This is a genomic window from Cryobacterium sp. Hz9 (assembly GCF_004402825.1).
In the GTDB taxonomy this organism is placed as follows: Bacteria; Actinomycetota; Actinomycetes; order Actinomycetales; family Microbacteriaceae; genus Cryobacterium; species Cryobacterium gelidum.
This window is the reverse complement of sequence record NZ_SOFC01000022.1, coordinates 117908-136564: the sequence shown is the minus strand read 5'-3', so window position 1 is coordinate 136564 and position 18657 is coordinate 117908. Positions and strand designations below refer to the sequence as shown.

Here is an 18657-nt window from a genome sequence, read left to right as displayed (position 1 = left end):
CTAATGACTCACTGTTGCTTCTTCAACCAGAAGCGCGTCGGCCTTCGCCTTGAAGAACTTGGTGGCGAAGAACATTGCTGCCGCAACGAATGCAAACACGCCGAGAGACACGACGCCCCAGACGCCGCTCTCAGTGGGCACCGCGTCGTTGATGCCGGTGCGCATGATCGGTGCCACGAAGCCACCGAGGTTACCGAGCGAGTTGATCAGGCCGATGCCCGCTGCTGCAGCGGTCCCCGTGAGGAACGCCGTCGGGTAGGACCAGGTGATCGGTCCGACTGACAGAAAGCACGACACGGCAAGCGTGATGCATAGGATGCCGACGATGGGCAGTCCGGCAGCGCCGGCAAAGCCGGAGCCGAGAATGAATACGCCGGTGCCGAGAAAGAACCAGGTGCCCAGGCTTCGGCGACGAAGAACGGTGTTCGCGTACTTGCCGAAGAAGTAACAGGCGAAGAGTCCGCCGAGCCACGGAATGGCCGATACCAGGCCAACCTGCCAGCCGATGTCCTGGCCGATGAGGTTCGACACCTGCTGCGGAAGGTAGAACGTCGTGCCGTAGACCGCGATCTGCAGGCAGAAGTAGATGACGGTGAAGTACCACACCTTCCAACTCGACATGGCGCGCCAGATGCCGGACGGACCGTCTTCGGTTCGGACCGCATCCTCCTTCGCCATCACGGCGAGCAAAGCCGACTTCTCCTCATCGTTCAGGAACTTCGCCTGTTGTGGACTGTTGATCAAGAAGAACACGGCGGCGATTCCGGCGATGACGGCGAGAAGACCCTCCGCAAAAAACATCACCTGCCAGCCGTGCCACGGGGTCAACGCGTCACCGAAACTGATCAGGCCGCCGCTCAGCGGGGCGCCCAGCATCTGTGAGAACGGTTGTGCCAGGTAGAAGATCGCGAACATCTGCACGCGCACCTTGTTCGGGAACCATTCAGCCAGGAACATAATCACGCCGGGGAACAGTCCCGCCTCGGTGACGCCAAGGAGGAAGCGAAGAGCGATGAACATCGTGTCGTTCGTTGTGAAGGCGAACGCCGCCGCGACGATACCCCAGGTGACGGCGATGCGTGCCAGCCAGAAGCGGGCTCCGAATTTCTTCAGCAGCAGGTTGCTCGGAATCTCGAACAGTGCATAGCCGATGAAGAAGATGCCGGCGCCCAACGCGAATGCACCGTCCGAGACGCCGCGGTCGACCTTCAGCGCTTCCTCGGCGAATCCGACATTGGTGCGGTCGAGGAAGGCGACGAAATACAGGATGACGAGCATCGGCATCAGGTGCCGAGCCGCCTTCGAGATCGCCGATTTGAGCGCGGGACTGTGAGATGTCTCCGGTATGTCAATCAGCTTCGATGAGTTAGACAAGTCTGCTCTCCTTTGAGTCAGTGAATGGCAAATTCGCGGTGCTGCGGTGAACGGTGAATCGACTAGGTGAACAGGTGGGGGGCGATCATCACAATTCCGACGCCGACAAGAATGACGCCAACGATCAGGCTGATAATGCGCCCCTTCGACCAGGGACCGGATATTCCAGACATGGTTGAGGCCCTCAGTGCGTATAGGTGCCGGCGTCGACGTTCAGGGTCTGGCCCATCACGAATCCCGGTACCTCGCTGATGAGATGGGCATTGCCAGCAGCGATGCCGTCATATCCCCGATCGGGTGCGACGCCGCGCGAGAAGCCGATGACTCCGGCCTTCGCAGCACACTTGGCAGGGTCATCAAATATCCGTGTCATGGTTCCTCATCGAATCCGTAGTGAGGTTTCTGCGGTCCAGCGCATTGCAGCGCTTCGCCGAGTGAATCCTATTTCCTATAGCATCGGCGATAATCATTTGCGTGTCAAGGCCCCGCTGCCCCGAGCACTACCGGTCGCTGCCGGGCACGGAACGAACCTTGCCGCCATTGATATGTTGCGGGATAACCGCTAGAACTCGAGGGTGTACGCCATCTTGCGGTGGGTGGGCACGAAACCCATGCCGGTGTAGAGGCCGAGGGCGCCGGTGGGGCTGTCGGAGTCGACAGCGAGGGTCACCCGCTCGTGACCGAGGGCCCGCCCGGCCGCGAGTTGGGCAGCCAGGAGCGACTGCGCAATGTGGCGGCCGCGCCATTCGCTGCGCACACCGACCAGGTCGATGTAGCTGCCGGTGAAGCCCTGGGTGGCCCAGACGTTCTCGTTCGCCGTCGACAGCACGAAACCGACGACCCGTTCGGTTCCGGTCGAATCGGTGCCGTAGGCGACGAACGAGAGGTCGGGGCGAAACCACTGTCCGCCGACGAAGGCGTTCCAGTTCTCGTCACTCATCGGCTGGCTGCCCCAGTGGTCCATGAAGGCGTCGTCGCGGGTGCGGTGCACCTCGGCCGAGGCCGCGGCGGTGTACGGGGCTACGCGGATGCCGTCGGCAGTTTCGACGGCACGCACCGCCGCATCCAGGGATCGTTCCAGGGTGAGGAAGTAGCGCGCGAGGCTGAGGCCTGCGTGCTCGAACAGGCTGGCGTTCTGCGGGGACCGTTCATCGGCGTAACTGAGGACCCAGCCGGGAAGCGTCCTGGCTGAGGAGGCAAGCTGCTGCTTGGCCCTGGCCAACTGCCAGGCCAGTAGTTGGCGGCCGATACCCCGGCCGCGCAGCGACGGGTGCACCCCGCCGATCGGCATCGAGCGCACGAGGCTCACCTGTCGAGGAGGACACATGACCATGCCGACCGCAACGATGTGGCCGGCCTCGTCGAGGCCGACGAGCGAATCGAGTTCGGGGCGAAAGTGCGAGTAGCCGAAGTCCGCGGCGATGGCGCCGCGAGCCGTGAGGTAGTTGGGGTGGTCCACTTCGCCCATGGATCGACGCAGCTGCCAGATGCCGTCGATGTCGCTCCCGGTGGCGGCTCGCCACGCCGCCACATCCGGGTGCTGCGGCAGCACCGGAGCCTCGACGATCCCGATGCGCTCAGCCAGTGAAGTCACGCGTTGATCCATCCCTCAACCCTATCTTCGTCAAACGAGACGGGTCGGTACACAAAAAAAGGAGGGCCAACGTGTGTTGGCCCTCCCTTGCTGGTGGTGCTACTTCTTGTCGGCCTCGTCGGCTGCTGCGTCTTCGGCTACGACGTCTTCGACTACGACGGTCTCGTCGACGACAACGTCGTCAGCAACGACGTCTTCGACAACAACGTTTTCGGACCCGACGGGGGTCGCGGCAACGGTCGCAGTCTTGGAACGCTTGACCTTGGGAACCAGGGGCTCGAGAACGAGCTCCATCTGCACCATGGACGCGTTGTCGCCCTTGCGGAAACCGAGCTTCGTGATGCGGGTGTAACCGCCCTGACGCTCGTTGACCTGCGGGGCGATGACCGTGAACAGCTCGTGCACGACGGTCTTGTCGGTGATCGTCGCGAGAACGCGACGACGAGCGTGCAGGTCACCGCGCTTGGCGAACTGCACCATGCGCTCGGCGAGCGGACGCAGGCGCTTGGCACGGGTCTCGGTCGTCTTGATCGACTTGTGGGTGAACAGGGCCGCGGCCAGGTTCGCAAGCATGAGGCGCTCGTGCGCCGGGCCGCCACCGAGACGGGGGCCCTTTGTGGGCTTAGGCATTGGTAATCTCCAGTATCAAAAAATCGAAAGGCAGCGGGAAGCCGAGCCTTAGTTGGTCTCTTCTTCGTAGCCGCTGTAGAAGTGTGCGCCGTCGAATCCGGGAACCGAATCCTTCAGGGACAGGCCGAGCTCAACGAGCTTGTCCTTCACTTCGTCAACCGACTTCTGCCCGAAGTTGCGGATGTTCATCAGCTGGGTCTCCGAGAGGGCGACCAGTTCGCTGACATTGTTGATGCCTTCGCGCTTGAGGCAGTTGTACGAACGCACCGACAGGTCGAGGTCTTCGATCGGAACCGACAACTCGGTCGAGAGCACAGCGTCAACCGGCGCGGGGCCGATCTCGATGCCCTCGGCTGCGGTGTTGAGCTCGCGGGCCAGACCGAACAGCTCGGTCAGGGTGCGACCAGAGGATGCGATGGCGTCGCGGGGCGAGATAGCCGACTTGGTCTCCACGTCAACGACGAGGCGGTCGAAGTCGGTGCGCTCACCGGCACGAGTTGCCTCGACCCGGTAGGTCACCTTGAGAACGGGCGAGTAGATCGAGTCGACCGGAATCTGGCCGGCTTCGGAGAACTCGTTGCGGTTCTGGGTGCTGGAGACGTAACCGCGGCCACGCTCAATGGTCAGTTCGAGTTCGAACTTCGCCTTGTCGTTGAGGGTTGCGATGACCAGTTCCGGGTTGTGCACCTCGACGCCGGCCGGAGCCGAGATGTCAGCGGCGGTAACCTGGCCGGCACCCTGCTTGCGCAGGTACGCGGTGATGGGCTCGTCGTGCTCGCTCGAGACCACGAGGCCCTTGATGTTCAGGATGATTTCCGTGACATCTTCCTTCACACCGGGAACGGTGCTGAACTCGTGCAGCACGCCATCGATACGGATGCTGGTTACAGCAGCGCCCGGGATCGAGGAGAGCAGGGTACGGCGAAGCGAGTTGCCGAGGGTGTAGCCGAAGCCAGGTTCGAGCGGTTCAATGATGAACCGTGAACGGAACTCCGAGATGTTCTCTTCGGTGAGCGTTGGACGCTGTGCAATAAGCACTGTTGATTCCTTTCGGCTAAGTGTCCGCTATATGACACTTGCAATGACGAGAGAGTGAAAAGTGAAAGAAAAGAGTCCCGACGGGGCTCGGTCACAATGAAGTGCCGAGCCCGTCGAGATGACAGCGTGTGCTTTAGACGCGGCGGCGCTTCGGCGGACGGCATCCGTTGTGGGCCTGGGGCGTCACGTCGTTGATCGAACCGACCTCGAGGCCAGCGGCCTGCAGCGAACGGATCGCGGTCTCGCGGCCTGAGCCGGGTCCCTTGACGAAGACGTCAACCTTCTTCATGCCGTGTTCCTGCGCCTGGCGGGCGGCCGACTCGGCGGCCAGCTGTGCGGCGAAGGGGGTCGACTTGCGCGAACCCTTGAAACCAACCTGGCCCGACGAGGCCCAGCTGATGACGGCTCCGGTCGTGTCGGTGATCGACACGATCGTGTTGTTGAAGGTGCTCTTGATGTGGGCCTGGCCCACAGCAATGTTCTTCTTTTCTTTCTTACGCGGCTTCCGTACGGCCGACTTGGGTTGTGCCATGAATTTCTCCTGAATCCTAAAGGCGTTAGCGGGCTAGGCCGGGGCCTAGCGCGCCTTCTTCTTGCCGGCTACGGTGCGCTTCGGGCCCTTGCGGGTGCGAGCGTTGGTTTTGGTGCGCTGACCGCGCACGGGCAGGCCCTTGCGGTGGCGAATGCCCTCGTAGCTGCCAATTTCAACCTTGCGGCGGATGTCGGCGGCAACCTCACGGCGGAGGTCACCCTCAACCTTGAAGGTACCCTCGACGTAGTCGCGGAGGAGGACGAGCTGGTCGTCGCTCAAATCCTTGACGCGGATGTTTCCGTCGATACCAGTGTCGGCGAGGGTCTTGAGGGCCCTCGTACGGCCAACACCGTAAATGTAAGTCAATGCAACTTCCACGCGCTTATCGCGCGGGATGTCGACGCCGGCTAGACGTGCCATTGTGTCTCCTGTTAGTGATGGAGGTCTGTAACAGCTCCTGTACACCGGCCTCCAGCCGATGGTGTCACCCCGAAGGGCTCCCGGAACTGCTATCTATCTGTGGTACTCAGGTGAATCTCGAAGCGACGAGTCGCGACGAAATTTAACCCTGGCGCTGCTTGTGACGCGGGTTCTCGCAGATGACCATCACGTTGCCGTTACGGCGGATGACCTTGCACTTGTCACAGATCTTTTTGACGCTGGGCTTGACCTTCATGGTGATTCCTTGTTTTTCGCTGTCTTCGTACCCTCGGGATGCCGAGGGCCGTTACTTACAGCAGTCGTTACTTGTAGCGGTAGACGATCCGGCCACGGGTCAGATCGTAAGGACTCAACTCGACGATCACGCGGTCCTCCGGGAGGATGCGGATGTAGTGCTGACGCATCTTGCCCGAGATGTGGGCAAGAACTCGGTGGCCGTTTGACAGCTCAACGCGAAACATCGCGTTGGGCAGAGCTTCGACTACTGCGCCCTCGATTTCGATGACACCGTCTTTTTTGGCCATACCCTCACTGTCGCTCTGTATTGATTGCTGGTCATGCGGGATTGATGCCGGACACGCCCGAAAAGGGCGACACCAGACACCAAGGATCTATCTTATGGTATGAGATTGCCTTTTGGCAATTCAGTCCTATAATCCCTGCGCGCGTCGCACCTCGAGCACGACCGACGCGAAGAGTGGATGCGCCGCATCGAGCCCGCACACCTGCAGAACCACGCGCTCTGCGCTTTCGGCCCGGAGCATCCGTTGCAGCTCGACGCTCTGCTCGTCGGCCGCAACGTCGAAGCGCAGCACCGCACCGATTGCGCCCAACAGCGCTTCGGGCATGAAGCCCGATTCGATCAATTCCGCGGCCGGGCCGATGAACCGCTCGTTGCGGCTGAGCTTGCGCAGCGGCTGGCGGCCCACTCGTTCGACGGTGTCGAGCAGGGCTGGGTTGCTGAACCGAACGATGATCTTCTCACGGTAGGCGCGCTGGGCGGCCTCGTCGAGTCCGTGCTTGGCAACCAGTAGCGCCGACGTCTCTTCGAGCACGGCGCGGGCGGCCGCCACGACGGCTGGCACGTCGAGCGCCTCTGCGATCGTGCTGACGCCGGCCCGCCGACGAAGCACCAGCCGTCGGCGCACAGCTCACGGTCGCTTTGGCCAGTCTCATCGACACCCATTTCGGTGTCGTGCTTGATTTCACCGACCTCGCCTATCTCAAGCTCCTTCTCCAGACCCGGGTTGTGACGCCCGGACACGACGAGACCACCGACGCGATCAGCGCATCCGTCGCCCGCGCCGGGGACCTCGAGGTCGTGCGTCGCATCGTGGCCCAGGCCAGCGAGGAGTACCTTGTCGACCTGGCCGACGAGGATTTCATCACCCGACTCACGCTGCACGTGCGCAACCTCATCGATCGCGCCCAGACGCGGGATTACTCACGGAACCCGCTCACCCGGTCGATCAAGACCGCCTATCCGATGATCTACGAACTCGCCGTGTACATCGCGAGCGAACTGCAGCGCCAGGAGCAGATCCACATCAACGACGACGAGATCGCCTACATCGCGATGCACGTCGGGTCGTACCTGGAACAGCATTCGCAATCTGAGCAACTCGTCACCTGCGTGATCGTCTGCCCCAACTACTACACGATGCACGTGCAGTTGCGTCAGCGCATCGAACGGGTTCTCGGCGATGACTTGACCATCGTGGACCAGGTCACGCGCAGTGACGTGCCGTGGGCAGACCTCCGCGCCGACCTCGTACTCACCACGATCGAGCCGCCTGTCCCGACCGACGGCGTGATCGTCATCCAGCCGTTCCTCACAGAACGCGACGTGCACCGAATCCGCGAGGCGGCCATCCGTGTGCGCCGGCTTCGTCGGCGGTCGCACATCAAGAATGACCTGCTGCAGTTTTTCGACGAATCCCTCTACCTGCGTAACTTCGCCGCCCCCGATGAGCAGGCGATGATCCGCGAGCTCGGTGGGCGCATGGTCGCGCGCGGACTCATCGACCCGAGCTACGTCGATGGCGCTATCGAGCGCGAGCGGATGTCGTCGACCGCGTTCACCGACCACCTCGCCGTTCCCCACGACATGGCCATGACCGCGCAGCAGACGTCCATTGCCATCGCGGTCAACGACTCCCCCATGCCCTGGGGTGACAGCCGTGTCAACGTGGTGGCCCTGATCGCGTTCAGCGCTGCCGGGCGGGCGTCGTTCCAGTCCGTCTTCGACCAGTTCGTCGAGGTCTTCACCGAGCGCGCCGATGTGCAGCGTCTGATCAAGCGCTCGGTGGACTTCCCGTCTTTCATCGACGAGCTCGTGCACCTCATCGACAAATAGACGCTAGGCGATCGGGACGGGAACGATGCCGAACGGAGCGAGGCCGGCGGCTCCGCCGTCTTCAGCGGTGAGTACCCAGATGCCGTCCTTGTGCACGGCGATGCTGTGTTCCCAGTGCGCGGCGGCCAGGCCGTCGCTCGTGGCGACGGTCCAGTCGTCTTCGCGGGTGTAGGTATCGATCGATCCGAGCACGACCATCGGCTCGATGGCGACGACCAGGCCCGGCTTCACGTCGGGGCCCTTCTGGCGCACGCGGTAGTTGAACACCGGCGGGGCCTCGTGCATGGAGCGGCCGATGCCGTGACCGACGTAGTCGGTGAGGATTCCGTAGGTGCCCTGCGATTCCACATAGTCTTCGATGGCATCGCCCACCTCGTTCAGGTGCCGGGCCGTATGCAGTCGGGCGATACCGTGCCAGAGCGACTGCTCGGTCACGTCGGACAGCTTCTGGCGTTCGGCCACGATTTCGGGCCGTGATGGGTCTGGCAGCACGAAGCTGAAGGCAGCGTCGCCGTTCCAGCCCTCGATGATCGCGCCGCTGTCGATGGAGACGATGTCGCCTGCTTCGAGTCGGCGTGCGGAGGGGATGCCGTGCACCACGTCATCGTTCACCGACGCACACACGGTGTGGTGGTAGCCCTCTTCGAGCTTGAAGTTGGGCTTGCCGCCCAGCGCCAGGATCGCGGCCTCGGCCGCGGCGTCGATGTCGAGAGTGGTGGCGCCGACGACCATGGCCGCGCGGGCAGCCTTGAGCGATGCCGCGGTGGCCAGACCGGGCGCGATCATGAGGCGCAGCTGGGCTGGATTCTTGTAGATGGAACGACGAAAACTCACTGATTTCCTACAAACTAGCTCCGAACACGGGAGCGATATTTTACGTATTTGGCTGTTCACGTGATGATGGGCCGGGCCGTGAGGCCCGGCCCGAAACGGCTAAACCCGCTCAGAAAAACCGGTTCAGATCGTGGTGGTGCTGGCGCGCAGGCCACGTTCGGTCAGCGCGGCGAGAATGCGTTCGGTGACCTCTTCTACAGCGCCGAGGCCGTCGATCGTGACCACGAGGCCGCGGGCGCTGTACACGTCGATCAGCGGAGCGGTCTGCTCGGCGTACACGTCAAGACGGTGACGGATGACGTCGGCCGTGTCGTCTGCGCGGCCCTGCTCGGCGGCACGCTTGAGCAGCCGGGCCACGACCTCGTCGGTGTCGGCGGTGATCAGCACGACAACGTCGAGCTTGGTACCCTCAGCGTCCAGGAGACGGTCGAGTTCGGCGACCTGGTCGGTCGTGCGCGGGTAGCCGTCGAGCAGAAAGCCGCTCGCGGCATCCGTTTCTTTCAACCGATCAGCGACGATCGCGTTGGTGAGCGAATCTGGCACGTAGGCGCCCTTGTCCATAAACGACTTGACCTCGAGCCCCAGCTCGGTCTTGTTGGTCACGTTGTAGCGAAAGATGTCGCCGGTGGAGACGGCGGGAACTTCGAAGGCCAGCGCCAGGCGCTCGGCCTGCGTGCCCTTACCCGCGCCGGGCGGGCCGATCAGTAGTAGGCGGGTCATTTAAGGAGCCCCTCATAGTGTCGCTGTTGCAGTTGCGAGTCGATCTGCTTGACCGTCTCGAGCCCCACACCGACGACGATCAGGATGCTCGCGCCGCCGAACGGGAAGTTCTGGTCGGCGCCGATGACCGAGAAAGCAATGAGCGGGATCAGCGCGATCAGGCCCAGGTAGATCGAGCCGGGCAGCGTGATGCGGGTCAGCACGAAGTCGAGGTACTCGGCGGTCGGCCGGCCGGCGCGGATGCCGGGAATGAACCCGCCGTACTTCTTCATGTTGTCGGCGACTTCTTCGGGGTTGAACGTGATGGCCACGTAGAAGTAGGTGAAGCCGATGATGAGCAGGAAGTACATCGCCATGTAGAGCGGCTGGTCGCCACCGGTGAGGTTGTTGGAGATCCAGACCACCCAGGCCGGAGCTTCCTGCCCCGCGGCCGGCTGGTTGAACTGCGCGAGCAGGGCCGGCAGGTACAGCAACGAGGAGGCGAAGATCACGGGGATCACGCCGGCCATGTTGACCTTGATCGGAATGTAGGTGTTGTTGCCACCGTAGGTGCGTCGACCCACCATGCGCTTGGCGTACTGCACCGGTACTCGCCGCTGCGATTGCTCCACGAAGACCACGCCGGCGACCACCAGCACTCCAACGATCAGCACGATGATCAGAGTGTCAGCGCCCTGCTGCTGGCCGATGGCGCTCAGCGAACCCGGGAACAGGGCGGCGATCGAGGTGAAGATGAGCAGTGACATACCGTTGCCGACGCCGCGTTCGGTGACGAGCTCACCCATCCACATGATGACGCCGGTTCCGGCGGTCATGGTGATGACCATGAGCATGATCGCGTACCAGGCATCGTTGGTGATCAGCTGCGTGCACTCGGTGCTGGCGGATGTGCCGAACAGGGCGCCGCTGCGAGCCACCGTGATCAGGGTGGTCGACTGCAGGATGCCGAGGGCGATGGTGAGGTACCGGGTGTACTGGGTCAGAGTGCTCTGGCCCGAGGCACCCTCCTTATAGAGGGTGTCGAAGTGTGGGATGACCACGCGCAGCAACTGCACGATGATCGAGGCCGTGATGTACGGCATGATGCCCAGCGCGAACACGCTCAGCTGGAGCAGAGCGCCACCGCTGAAGAGGTTGACGAGCTCGTAGAGGCCGCTCGTGCCCTGGTTGGCTGCGAGACACAGCTGCACGTTGCCGAAGTCCACGAACGGGGCCGGAATGAACGAGCCCAACCGGAACAGAGCAATGATGCCCAGGGTGAAGCCGATCTTCTTACGAAGGTCGGGCGTGCGGAAGATCCGCGCAATGGCGCTAAACAAAAAGGCCTCCAGATTTTTACGCAGATCGACCCGTGTAGGTCTACTTAAAACGATCGAGCTTGTCGAATCACACCAAACGATTTACTCGATTGACGGATTCGACAAGCTCGATTGAGCGTCTACGGACTTACTTTACAGATCCACCCGCGGCGACAATTTTCTGCGCAGCTGACGCAGAGACCTTGTCGACCGTCACGTTCAGCTTAACGGTAATGTCACCGGTTCCAAGAACCTTGACTTTTTCGTTGTCACGAACCGCACCCTTGGCGATCAGGCTGGCGATGGTGACATCGCCGCCGTCCGGGTAGAGCACTTCGAGCTTTTCCAGGTTGACAACCTGGTACTCGACGCGGAACGGGTTCTTGAATCCACGCAGTTTCGGGGTGCGCATGTGCAACGGCATCTGCCCACCCTCGAAGCCGACGCGCACGGTGTAACGCGCCTTCGTTCCCTTGGTGCCTCGACCCGCGGTCTTACCCTTGGATCCTTCACCACGGCCAACGCGCTGGCGGGCCTTCTTCGCTCCGGGGGCCGGGCGAAGGTGGTGTACCTTCAGCACGTGCTCGCGGGGCTCCGACGACTCGGCTGCAACAGCGGCCTTCTTCGGTGCTGCGGCCTTCTTGGGGGCAGCAGCCTTCTTCGTGGCGGGCTTGTCGGCTACCTGGGTAGCTTCCTTCTCGTCAGCCATTAGTCAATCTCCTCGACCTTTACGAGGTGAGCGACGGTGTTGACGTAGCCACGGTTCTGCGAGTTGTCCTCGCGGATCGTGACGGCGCCAATGCGTCGCAGACCCAGGCTGCGAAGAGTGTCGCGCTGGTTCTGCTTCTCACTAATTTTGGACTTGATCTGTGTGATCTTCAGCTGGGCCATCAGGCACCTGCCTTCGCGGTTGCAGCTGCTGCGGCAGCAGCAGCGTCGGCACGAAGAAAACGGGCTGGAGCCACGTCTTCATAGGCAAGGCCGCGGCGAGCCGCAACCGCACGCGGCTCTTCGAGCTGGTGCAGGGCCTCGACCGTGGCGTGCACGATGTTGATGGTGTTCGACGAACCGAGCGACTTGCTCAGCACGTCGTGGATGCCAGCGCATTCGAGTACGGCGCGCACCGGGCCACCGGCGATAACGCCGGTACCTGCTGCTGCCGGACGAAGCAGAACGACGCCGGCTGCGGCCTCACCCTGCACGGGGTGCGGGATGGTCAGGCCGACGCGAGGAACGCGGAAGAAGTTCTTCTTCGCCTCTTCGACGCCCTTGGAGATAGCGGTCGGGACCTCGCGGGCCTTACCGTATCCAACGCCGACCAGGCCGTTACCGTCGCCGACGACGACGAGAGCGGTGAAGCTGAAGCGACGACCACCCTTGACGACCTTCGACACGCGGTTGATGGTGACGACGCGCTCCAGGAACTGGCTCTTGTCGGCATCACGGCTTCCGCGATCCTTGTTCGGGTTGCGCTCACGGCCACCACGACGAGCCTCGCGGGGCTCGTTCTGCGGCGGGGTCGTGGAGGCGGCGGTTTCAACCGGCGCCTCGGCAACGGCAGCAACAGGTGCTGTGGTTTCGATCTTTTCAGTGCTCACAGGTTCAATCCACCCTCTCGAGCTCCCTCGGCGATGGCTGCGACGCGTCCTGCGTACTTGCTGCCACCACGGTCAAATACAACGGCTTCGATGCCGGCGGCTTTCGCACGCTCAGCAACAAGCTCACCGACCTTGCGGGCCTTGGCGGTCTTGTCACCATCGAAGGTGCGCAAGTCCGTTTCGAGCGTGGATGCCGACGCAAGGGTGAAACCCTTGCTGTCGTCGACGACCTGCACGAATACGTGGCGAGCCGAGCGTGTGACGACAAGGCGCGGGCGAAGCGCCGTTCCCTCGATCTTCTTGCGAAGACGGGTGTGTCGACGTCCGCGGGCTGCGGCCTTGCTCTTGCCTCTAGTTCCGAGTCCCATGGTTACTTACCGCTCTTTCCGGCCTTGCGGCGAACAATCTCGCCGGCGTAACGCACACCCTTGCCCTTGTAGGGCTCTGGCTTGCGAATCTTACGGATGTTGGCGGCAACCTCGCCGACGGCCTGCTTGTCGATTCCGCTGACCGTGAGCTTGTTGACGCTCTCGACGGTCAAAACGATTCCGACAGGCGGCTCGACGACGACCGGGTGCGAGAAGCCGAGGGCGAACTCAACGGAGGTGCCCTTCTGCGCCGCGCGGTAACCGGTACCGACGATTTCGAGACCCTTGGAGTAACCAACGGTTACGCCGATGATCTGGTTGTTGATCAGGGTGCGGGTCAGACCGTGCAGCGAACGCGACTGGCGCTCGTCGTTCGGACGGGATACGAGAACGTGACCGTCCTCGATCGACACCGAGATGGGGTTGGAAACGACGAGCGCGAGCTCGCCCTTCGGGCCCTTGACGGAGACGGCCTGGCCGTCAGCCACAACCGTGACCCCAGCGGGGATCGGGATGGGGAGTCTTCCAATACGTGACATTTTCGGTTACCACACGTAGGCGAGAACTTCTCCGCCTACGCCCTTCTTCTCAGCCTGGCGGTCGGTGAGCAGACCGCTGGAGGTGGACAGGATGGCAACGCCGAGGCCGCCGAGAACCGTGGGGATCTCAGTCGACTTTGCGTACACGCGGAGGCCGGGCTTGGAAACCCGCTTGATGCCTACGATGGAACGCTCACGGTTCGGACCGAACTTGAGGTCCAGCGTGAGGGTCTTGCCTACTGTTGCATCCTTGACGGTCCAGGCAGAGATGTAACCCTGAGCCTTGAGGATGTCAGCGATGTGCGCTTTCAATTTGCTATGCGGCATGGAGACGGTGTCGTGGTACGCCGAGTTCGCGTTGCGCAGTCTGGTCAGCATGTCTGCGACCGGATCTGTCATTGTCATTTTGTGGTGCCTTTCTCGCCTGGTTTCGCCCATCCGTTACACGAATGACGACCTGTGGTGGTGAGGAAACCGATCGGTTGATCGACTTCCGGGGTGAAAATCTATGTGCGCCCGATGCTTACGTACTCAGCGTGCGTTGCCAACCCGAGTTGGGAGCCTGCGTGGCGCAAGCTCCCAACTCTAGTTGAAAATGTTCCTGCGTAGTTGGACTACTTCTGTGCGTCGTCCGACTTGAACGGGAAGCCGAGCGCCTTGAGCAGCGCGCGACCCTCGTCGTTGGTCTTCGCGGTCGTGACAACCGTGATGTCCATACCGCGAACGCGGTCGATGCGGTCCTGGTCGATCTCGTGGAACATGACCTGCTCGGTCAGACCGAAGGTGTAGTTGCCCGCACCGTCGAACTGCTTGTCGGACAGACCGCGGAAGTCACGGATACGAGGAAGGGCCAGGCTGAGCAGCCGGTCGAGGAATTCCCACATGCGGTCGCCACGAAGAGTGACGTGGGCGCCGATGGGCTGTCCCTCACGCAGTTTGAACTGCGCGATGGACTTGCGGGCCTTGGTGACCTGCGGCTTCTGGCCGGTGATCTTGGTGAGGTCGGAAACCGCACCGTCCATCACCTTGCCGTCGCGTGCTGCTTCTCCGACACCCATGTTGACGACGATCTTCGTCAGGGTAGGGATGCGGTGCACGTTGGTGAAGCCGAGTTCCTCGGAGAGCTTGGCACTGATCTCATCGCGGTACTTCTGCTTCAGACGCGGCAGGGCCTTGACGGGCTCGGTGCCCGTAATGGTGTCAGTCATTAGAGGTCCTTCCCTGACTTCTTGGCGTAACGAATGCGGACCGTCTTGGTGACGCCGTCCTTCGTTACCTCTTCCTGGCGGAAGCCGACGCGAGTCGGCTTCTTGGACTCCGGGTCGACGATTGCAACGTTGGACACGTGGATGGGGGCTTCGAAGGTCTCGATGCCGCCCGTCTTGGTGCCGCGCTGGGTCTGGCCGACGCGAACGTGCTTGGTCACGAAGTTGATGCCCTCAACGAGGACACGGTTCTTCTCGACGTCGACGGAGATGATCTTGCCCTGCTTGCCACGGTCTCCGCCGCGAGCCTGGCTGCGGCCGCTGATGACCTGAACGAGGTCACCCTTTTTGATTCTGGCCATGATTAAATAACCTCCGGTGCCAGCGAGATGATCTTCATGAACTTCTTGTCGCGAAGCTCGCGACCGACCGGTCCGAAGATTCGGGTGCCGCGGGGGTCACCGTCTGCCTTCAAGATCACTGCAGCGTTCTCATCGAACTTGATGTAGGAGCCGTCTGGACGACGAGTCTCCTTCTTGGTGCGAACGATGACAGCTTTGACGATGTCACCCTTCTTGACGTTGCCGCCCGGGATTGCATCCTTGACCGTGGCGACGATGACGTCGCCCAGGCCGGCGTAACGACGGCCGGAGCCACCGAGAACGCGGATGGTCAAGAGTTCCTTGGCACCGGTGTTGTCGGCAACCTTAACTCGTGATTCTTGCTGAAGCACTTTATAACTCCTTTACGTCAAGTAAGCGCGAGGCTTACTTGGCCTTCTCAAGAATCTCGACCAGGCGCCAGCGCTTGGAGGCGCTAAGCGGACGGGTCTCACTGATCAGGACCAGGTCGCCGATGCCGGCGGAATTCGCCTCGTCGTGCGCCTTCAGCTTGGATGTACGGCGGATGACCTTGCCGTACAACGGGTGCTTCACGCGGTCTTCGACCACGACAATGATGGTTTTATTCATCTTGTCGCTGGTCACGTAACCACGCAGCGTCTTGCGGTAACCGCGTACGAGCTCGGTGGCTTCGCCTGCGACGACCGTTTCGTCAGTCTTCGCCATGACTAGGCCTCCTTCGTCTCGACGGCCTCGGCTGCAGCGTCGTCGGTGGACTCCACTGCTGCCTTGGCCTTCTTGGTCTTCTTTTCAGCCTTCTCAGCCTTGGCCGGAGCCGGGGCTGCGATGGGCGTGGCACGAATGCCCAGCTCGCGCTCACGGAGAACCGTGTAGATGCGAGCGATATCGCGCTTGACCGCGCGGAGGCGGCCGTGGCTCTCAAGCTGACCGGTAGCCGACTGGAAGCGCAGGTTGAACAGCTCTTCCTTGGCCTTCTTCAGCTCTTCGAACAGCTTTTCATTGTCAAAAGTATCGAGCTCGACTGGGGCGAGCTCCTTGGTGCCGATCGCCATTATGCGTCGCCCTCCTCGCGCTTGATGATGCGTGCCTTGAGGGGCAGCTTATGAATTGCGCGGGTCAGCGCCTCTTTCGCAACGGCGTCGGTGACACCGCTGAGCTCGAACAGAACGCGACCCGGCTTGACGTTGGCAACCCACCACTCGACCGATCCCTTACCGGAACCCATGCGGGTTTCGGCCGGCTTCTTGGTCAGCGGACGGTCGGGGTAGATGTTGATCCACACCTTTCCGCCACGCTTGATGTGACGCGTCATGGCAATACGAGCGGACTCGATCTGACGGTTGGTCACATATGCGGGGGTCAACGCCTGAATGCCGTACTCACCGAAGGACACCGTGGTGCCACCGGTAGCGTGGCCGGTGCGACCCGGGTGGTGCTGCTTACGGTGCTTGACTCTACGTGGAATCAACATTATTTAGCCTCCGCGACCGCTGCGACGGGAGCCGCTGCCGGCGCATCTGCACGAGGTGCACGACGCGGTCGATCGTCACGACGCTCGGGGCGGGACGACTTAGCGTTGGCCTGCTCGCGAGCGAGTTCCTTGTTGGTGATGTCGCCCTTGTAGATCCAGACCTTCACGCCGATGCGGCCGAAGGTGGTCTTGGCTTCGTAGAAGCCGTAGTCGATGTTCGCGCGCAGGGTGTGCAGGGGCACACGACCTTCGCGGTAGAACTCGCTGCGGCTCATCTCGGCGCCACCCAGACGACCGGACACCTGGATGCGAACACCCTTGGCGCCGGCGCGCTGTGCACCCTGCAGGCCCTTACGCATCGCGCGGCGAAATGCCACACGTGCGGAAAGCTGCTCGGCGATACCCTGCGCGACGAGCTGGGCATCCTGCTCGGGGTTCTTGACCTCGAGGATGTTCAGCTGAATCTGCTTGGCGGTGAGCTTTTCCAGGTCAGAGCGGATGCGCTCGGCCTCCGCGCCGCGGCGACCAATCACAATGCCCGGACGGGCAGTGTGAATGTCAACGCGAACACGGTCACGAGTGCGCTCGATCTCGATGCGGCTGACGCCAGCACGGTCGAGGCTGGTGCTCAGCAGGCGACGGATCTTGACGTCTTCTGCAACAAAGTCAGCGTAACGCTGACCCGGCTTGGTCGAGTCGGAGAACCAACGCGATACGTGATCGGTGGTGATTCCCAGACGGAAGCCATAGGGATTTACTTTCTGACCCATTACTTCGTACCCTCCTCAGGAGTGGTGAGCACAACCGTGATGTGGCTGGTGCGCTTCTTGATTTCGAATGCGCGACCCTGGGCACGAGCCTGGAAACGCTTGAGGGTCGTACCCTCGTCAACGAATGCCCGGCTGATGAACAGGTCCTGCTCGTCCAGATACGTGTTGGCTGCATCTGCTTTGACCCGGGCGTTGGCGATGGCCGAGGCCACCAGCTTGTATACCGGATCGCTCGCGCCCTGCGGCGCGAACTTCAGAATTCCCAGCGCTTCGTGCGCCTGCTTGCCGCGGATCATGTTGACAACGCGACGAGCCTTCTGGGGGGTAACGCGGATGTGACGCACGCGTGCGATCGACTCCACCATTTCTTCTCCTCCTTCACGTCACCGCGTTAGCGGCGACGGCCCTTCTTGTCGTCCTTCACGTGTCCACGGAAGGTGCGGGTGGGCGCAAACTCGCCGAGCTTGTGGCCGACCATGCTCTCGGTGACGAACACCGGGATGTGCTTGCGTCCGTCGTGCACTGCGATGGTGTGTCCGAGCATGTCGGGGATAATCATCGAGCGGCGCGACCAGGTCTTGATTACGTTCTTGCTCTTGGCTTCGTTCGCCGTGAACACCTTGCGAAGCAGGTGGTCGTCAACGAAAGGGCCTTTCTTAAGACTTCTTGGCATCGTCTACTCCTACTTACGCTTCTTGCCGACGGTGCGGCGACGAACAATGAGCTTGTCGCTTTCCTTATTCGGGTGGCGGGTGCGCCCTTCCTTCTGGCCCCAGGGGCTGACGGGGTGGCGTCCACCGGACGTCTTACCCTCACCACCACCGTGCGGGTGATCAACCGGGTTCATGGCAACACCACGAACGGTCGGGCGAACGCCTTTCCAGCGCATACGTCCGGCCTTGCCCCAGTTGATGTTCGACTGCTCGGCGTTGCCGACCTCGCCGATCGTCGCGCGGCAGCGAGCATCCACGTTGCGGATTTCACCAGACGGCAGACGAAGCTGGGCGTAGACGCCCTCCTTCGCGACGAGACGAACCGACGAACCGGCGGAGCGGGCCATCTTGGCGCCACCACCCGGACGCAGCTCGATCGCGTGAATGATGGTACCGGTGGGGATGTTCTTCAACGGCAGGTTGTTGCCGGGCTTGATGTCAGCCCCGGCTCCCGACTCGATGATGTCGCCCTGGCTGAGCTTGTTCGGCGCGATGATGTAACGCTTCGTGCCGTCGATGAAGTGCAGGAGCGCGATGCGCGCCGTGCGGTTCGGGTCGTATTCAATTTCAGCGACGCGGGCGTTGACGCCGTCCTTGTCGTTGCGCTTGAAGTCGATCACGCGGTACTGGCGCTTGTGGCCACCACCGATGTGACGGGTCGTGATGCGGCCCTGGTTGTTACGTCCACCGGTCTTGGAGAGCGGACGCAGAAGCGACTTCTCCGGGGTGGAACGCGTGATTTCCGCGAAGTCGGCAACGGATGAACCGCGTCGACCCGGGGTCGTGGGCTTGTACTTACGAATAGCCATTAGTT

The 18657-nt window shown here is 62.1% G+C and carries 30 protein-coding genes; 1 reads left to right on the top strand and 29 read right to left on the bottom strand.

What is annotated here, in order from left to right; translation table 11 throughout:
• The 10 genes from E3N85_RS11720 to E3N85_RS11675 form a co-directional block, all read right to left on the bottom strand.
• Entirely contained in the window at positions 1 to 1374 is a 1374-nt protein-coding gene (locus E3N85_RS11720; RefSeq protein ID WP_241978466.1) for an MFS transporter, read from the bottom strand.
• Positions 1375 to 1558: 184 nt separating this feature from the next.
• On the bottom strand, positions 1559 to 1747 hold the full coding sequence (locus tag E3N85_RS11715; RefSeq protein WP_134463370.1) for a hypothetical protein: 189 nt from the start codon (positions 1745 to 1747) through the stop codon (positions 1559 to 1561).
• Between the two features lie 189 nt (positions 1748 to 1936).
• Positions 1937 to 2968 (bottom strand): GNAT family N-acetyltransferase, encoded by a 1032-nt coding sequence (locus E3N85_RS11710; protein ID WP_241978465.1) that lies wholly within the window; start codon positions 2966 to 2968, stop codon positions 1937 to 1939.
• 99 nt (positions 2969 to 3067) lie between these two features.
• Complete coding sequence (gene rplQ, locus E3N85_RS11705) at positions 3068 to 3598, bottom strand: 50S ribosomal protein L17 (protein WP_134463366.1); 531 nt, start codon at positions 3596 to 3598, stop codon at positions 3068 to 3070.
• Between the two features lie 48 nt (positions 3599 to 3646).
• Positions 3647 to 4636, bottom strand: a complete 990-nt coding sequence (locus E3N85_RS11700; RefSeq protein WP_134463364.1) for a DNA-directed RNA polymerase subunit alpha — start codon at positions 4634 to 4636, stop codon at positions 3647 to 3649.
• A gap of 133 nt (positions 4637 to 4769) precedes the next feature.
• Complete coding sequence (gene rpsK, locus E3N85_RS11695) at positions 4770 to 5168, bottom strand: 30S ribosomal protein S11 (RefSeq protein WP_035834641.1); 399 nt, start codon at positions 5166 to 5168, stop codon at positions 4770 to 4772.
• Positions 5169 to 5213: 45 nt separating this feature from the next.
• Positions 5214 to 5588 carry a 30S ribosomal protein S13 gene (rpsM, locus tag E3N85_RS11690; protein WP_092449488.1) on the bottom strand — a complete coding sequence of 125 codons (375 nt, stop codon included), beginning with the start codon at positions 5586 to 5588 and terminating at the stop codon, positions 5214 to 5216.
• Between the two features lie 142 nt (positions 5589 to 5730).
• A complete protein-coding gene (gene rpmJ, locus E3N85_RS11685) occupies positions 5731 to 5844 on the bottom strand; it encodes a 50S ribosomal protein L36 (RefSeq protein ID WP_035834639.1) in 114 nt (37 codons plus the stop codon).
• 67 nt (positions 5845 to 5911) lie between these two features.
• On the bottom strand, positions 5912 to 6133 hold the full coding sequence (gene infA, locus E3N85_RS11680; protein ID WP_035834638.1) for a translation initiation factor IF-1: 222 nt from the start codon (positions 6131 to 6133) through the stop codon (positions 5912 to 5914).
• 126 nt (positions 6134 to 6259) lie between these two features.
• Complete coding sequence (locus E3N85_RS11675; RefSeq protein ID WP_134463362.1) at positions 6260 to 6757, bottom strand: hypothetical protein; 498 nt, start codon at positions 6755 to 6757, stop codon at positions 6260 to 6262.
• A gap of 14 nt (positions 6758 to 6771) precedes the next feature.
• Between E3N85_RS11675 and E3N85_RS11670 the strand changes: the two genes are divergently transcribed.
• Positions 6772 to 7965: a transcription antiterminator gene (locus E3N85_RS11670; protein WP_134463360.1), complete on the top strand. Its 1194-nt coding sequence runs from the start codon at positions 6772 to 6774 to the stop codon at positions 7963 to 7965.
• Between the two features lie 3 nt (positions 7966 to 7968).
• On the opposite strand, the gene map is transcribed toward E3N85_RS11670, so the two are convergent.
• From map to rplB, 19 genes are all read right to left on the bottom strand, one after another.
• The gene (gene map, locus E3N85_RS11665) at positions 7969 to 8799 is read right to left on the bottom strand and encodes a type I methionyl aminopeptidase (protein ID WP_241978464.1); all 831 of its coding nucleotides are present in this window, start codon (positions 8797 to 8799) and stop codon (positions 7969 to 7971) included.
• Positions 8800 to 8922: 123 nt separating this feature from the next.
• Positions 8923 to 9519, bottom strand: coding sequence for an adenylate kinase (locus E3N85_RS11660; RefSeq protein WP_134463358.1), 597 nt, complete (start codon positions 9517 to 9519; stop codon positions 8923 to 8925).
• Complete coding sequence (gene secY / locus E3N85_RS11655; protein ID WP_134463356.1) at positions 9516 to 10838, bottom strand: preprotein translocase subunit SecY; 1323 nt, start codon at positions 10836 to 10838, stop codon at positions 9516 to 9518. The genes E3N85_RS11660 and secY overlap by 4 nt, the downstream gene beginning before the upstream one ends.
• Positions 10839 to 10965: 127 nt before the next feature.
• Positions 10966 to 11526, bottom strand: coding sequence for a 50S ribosomal protein L15 (rplO, locus tag E3N85_RS11650; protein ID WP_134463354.1), 561 nt, complete (start codon positions 11524 to 11526; stop codon positions 10966 to 10968).
• The gene (rpmD, locus tag E3N85_RS11645) at positions 11526 to 11708 is read right to left on the bottom strand and encodes a 50S ribosomal protein L30 (protein WP_066597599.1); all 183 of its coding nucleotides are present in this window, start codon (positions 11706 to 11708) and stop codon (positions 11526 to 11528) included. Before rpmD ends, rplO begins: the two co-directional genes overlap by 1 nt.
• Complete coding sequence (gene rpsE, locus E3N85_RS11640; protein WP_369827303.1) at positions 11708 to 12415, bottom strand: 30S ribosomal protein S5; 708 nt, start codon at positions 12413 to 12415, stop codon at positions 11708 to 11710. Before rpsE ends, rpmD begins: the two co-directional genes overlap by 1 nt.
• On the bottom strand, positions 12412 to 12783 hold the full coding sequence (gene rplR / locus E3N85_RS11635; protein WP_092107252.1) for a 50S ribosomal protein L18: 372 nt from the start codon (positions 12781 to 12783) through the stop codon (positions 12412 to 12414). Before rplR ends, rpsE begins: the two co-directional genes overlap by 4 nt.
• 2 nt (positions 12784 to 12785) lie before the next feature.
• Positions 12786 to 13322 carry a 50S ribosomal protein L6 gene (rplF, locus tag E3N85_RS11630; RefSeq protein WP_134463352.1) on the bottom strand — a complete coding sequence of 179 codons (537 nt, stop codon included), beginning with the start codon at positions 13320 to 13322 and terminating at the stop codon, positions 12786 to 12788.
• A 6-nt stretch (positions 13323 to 13328) separates the two neighbouring features.
• A complete protein-coding gene (rpsH, locus tag E3N85_RS11625; RefSeq protein ID WP_092107248.1) occupies positions 13329 to 13727 on the bottom strand; it encodes a 30S ribosomal protein S8 in 399 nt (132 codons plus the stop codon).
• 209 nt (positions 13728 to 13936) lie between these two features.
• Positions 13937 to 14530, bottom strand: coding sequence for a 50S ribosomal protein L5 (gene rplE, locus E3N85_RS11620; RefSeq protein WP_134463351.1), 594 nt, complete (start codon positions 14528 to 14530; stop codon positions 13937 to 13939).
• Positions 14530 to 14889: a 50S ribosomal protein L24 gene (gene rplX / locus E3N85_RS11615; protein WP_134463350.1), complete on the bottom strand. Its 360-nt coding sequence runs from the start codon at positions 14887 to 14889 to the stop codon at positions 14530 to 14532. Before rplX ends, rplE begins: the two co-directional genes overlap by 1 nt.
• 2 nt (positions 14890 to 14891) lie before the next feature.
• Positions 14892 to 15260 (bottom strand): 50S ribosomal protein L14, encoded by a 369-nt coding sequence (gene rplN / locus E3N85_RS11610; RefSeq protein WP_035834620.1) that lies wholly within the window; start codon positions 15258 to 15260, stop codon positions 14892 to 14894.
• Positions 15261 to 15294: 34 nt separating this feature from the next.
• Positions 15295 to 15594 carry a 30S ribosomal protein S17 gene (gene rpsQ, locus E3N85_RS11605; protein ID WP_035834619.1) on the bottom strand — a complete coding sequence of 100 codons (300 nt, stop codon included), beginning with the start codon at positions 15592 to 15594 and terminating at the stop codon, positions 15295 to 15297.
• Between the two features lie 2 nt (positions 15595 to 15596).
• The gene (gene rpmC / locus E3N85_RS17030; RefSeq protein ID WP_104200462.1) at positions 15597 to 15941 is read right to left on the bottom strand and encodes a 50S ribosomal protein L29; all 345 of its coding nucleotides are present in this window, start codon (positions 15939 to 15941) and stop codon (positions 15597 to 15599) included.
• Positions 15941 to 16360 carry a 50S ribosomal protein L16 gene (gene rplP / locus E3N85_RS11595; protein ID WP_035880247.1) on the bottom strand — a complete coding sequence of 140 codons (420 nt, stop codon included), beginning with the start codon at positions 16358 to 16360 and terminating at the stop codon, positions 15941 to 15943. The genes rpmC and rplP overlap by 1 nt, the downstream gene beginning before the upstream one ends.
• On the bottom strand, positions 16360 to 17130 hold the full coding sequence (rpsC, locus tag E3N85_RS11590) for a 30S ribosomal protein S3 (protein WP_104127853.1): 771 nt from the start codon (positions 17128 to 17130) through the stop codon (positions 16360 to 16362). The genes rplP and rpsC overlap by 1 nt, the downstream gene beginning before the upstream one ends.
• Positions 17130 to 17495: a 50S ribosomal protein L22 gene (rplV, locus tag E3N85_RS11585; RefSeq protein ID WP_035880249.1), complete on the bottom strand. Its 366-nt coding sequence runs from the start codon at positions 17493 to 17495 to the stop codon at positions 17130 to 17132. Before rplV ends, rpsC begins: the two co-directional genes overlap by 1 nt.
• A gap of 26 nt (positions 17496 to 17521) precedes the next feature.
• On the bottom strand, positions 17522 to 17803 hold the full coding sequence (gene rpsS / locus E3N85_RS11580; protein WP_104127852.1) for a 30S ribosomal protein S19: 282 nt from the start codon (positions 17801 to 17803) through the stop codon (positions 17522 to 17524).
• Between the two features lie 9 nt (positions 17804 to 17812).
• The gene (gene rplB, locus E3N85_RS11575; protein WP_092339441.1) at positions 17813 to 18652 is read right to left on the bottom strand and encodes a 50S ribosomal protein L2; all 840 of its coding nucleotides are present in this window, start codon (positions 18650 to 18652) and stop codon (positions 17813 to 17815) included.
• Between the last annotated feature and the right edge of the window lie 5 nt (positions 18653 to 18657).

Bases quoted from the DNA above. Each gene is read 5' to 3' on its own strand.
- rplE (WP_134463351.1), bottom strand. From the start codon at position 14,530: ATGACTGACACCATTACGGGCACCGAGCCCGTCAAGGCCCTGCCGCGT.
- E3N85_RS11660 (WP_134463358.1), bottom strand. From the start codon at position 9,519: ATGACCCGCCTACTACTGATCGGCCCGCCCGGCGCGGGTAAGGGCACG.
- rplB (WP_092339441.1), bottom strand. From the start codon at position 18,652: ATGGCTATTCGTAAGTACAAGCCCACGACCCCGGGTCGACGCGGTTCA.
- rpmJ (WP_035834639.1), bottom strand. From the start codon at position 5,844: ATGAAGGTCAAGCCCAGCGTCAAAAAGATCTGTGACAAGTGCAAGGTC.
- rpsS (WP_104127852.1), bottom strand. From the start codon at position 17,803: ATGCCAAGAAGTCTTAAGAAAGGCCCTTTCGTTGACGACCACCTGCTT.
- rpsC (WP_104127853.1), bottom strand. From the start codon at position 17,130: ATGGGTCAGAAAGTAAATCCCTATGGCTTCCGTCTGGGAATCACCACC.
- rpsQ (WP_035834619.1), bottom strand. From the start codon at position 15,594: ATGGCGAAGACTGACGAAACGGTCGTCGCAGGCGAAGCCACCGAGCTC.
- rplO (WP_134463354.1), bottom strand. From the start codon at position 11,526: ATGGCTGACGAGAAGGAAGCTACCCAGGTAGCCGACAAGCCCGCCACG.
- rpmD (WP_066597599.1), bottom strand. From the start codon at position 11,708: ATGGCCCAGCTGAAGATCACACAGATCAAGTCCAAAATTAGTGAGAAG.
- rplQ (WP_134463366.1), bottom strand. From the start codon at position 3,598: ATGCCTAAGCCCACAAAGGGCCCCCGTCTCGGTGGCGGCCCGGCGCAC.
- infA (WP_035834638.1), bottom strand. From the start codon at position 6,133: ATGGCCAAAAAAGACGGTGTCATCGAAATCGAGGGCGCAGTAGTCGAA.
- rplX (WP_134463350.1), bottom strand. From the start codon at position 14,889: ATGGCCAGAATCAAAAAGGGTGACCTCGTTCAGGTCATCAGCGGCCGC.
- rplR (WP_092107252.1), bottom strand. From the start codon at position 12,783: ATGGGACTCGGAACTAGAGGCAAGAGCAAGGCCGCAGCCCGCGGACGT.
- rpsM (WP_092449488.1), bottom strand. From the start codon at position 5,588: ATGGCACGTCTAGCCGGCGTCGACATCCCGCGCGATAAGCGCGTGGAA.
- rpmC (WP_104200462.1), bottom strand. From the start codon at position 15,941: ATGGCGATCGGCACCAAGGAGCTCGCCCCAGTCGAGCTCGATACTTTT.
- rpsH (WP_092107248.1), bottom strand. From the start codon at position 13,727: ATGACAATGACAGATCCGGTCGCAGACATGCTGACCAGACTGCGCAAC.
- rpsK (WP_035834641.1), bottom strand. From the start codon at position 5,168: ATGGCACAACCCAAGTCGGCCGTACGGAAGCCGCGTAAGAAAGAAAAG.
- rplF (WP_134463352.1), bottom strand. From the start codon at position 13,322: ATGTCACGTATTGGAAGACTCCCCATCCCGATCCCCGCTGGGGTCACG.
- rplP (WP_035880247.1), bottom strand. From the start codon at position 16,360: ATGTTGATTCCACGTAGAGTCAAGCACCGTAAGCAGCACCACCCGGGT.
- rplV (WP_035880249.1), bottom strand. From the start codon at position 17,495: ATGGTGGAGTCGATCGCACGCGTGCGTCACATCCGCGTTACCCCCCAG.
- E3N85_RS11715 (WP_134463370.1), bottom strand. From the start codon at position 1,747: ATGACACGGATATTTGATGACCCTGCCAAGTGTGCTGCGAAGGCCGGA.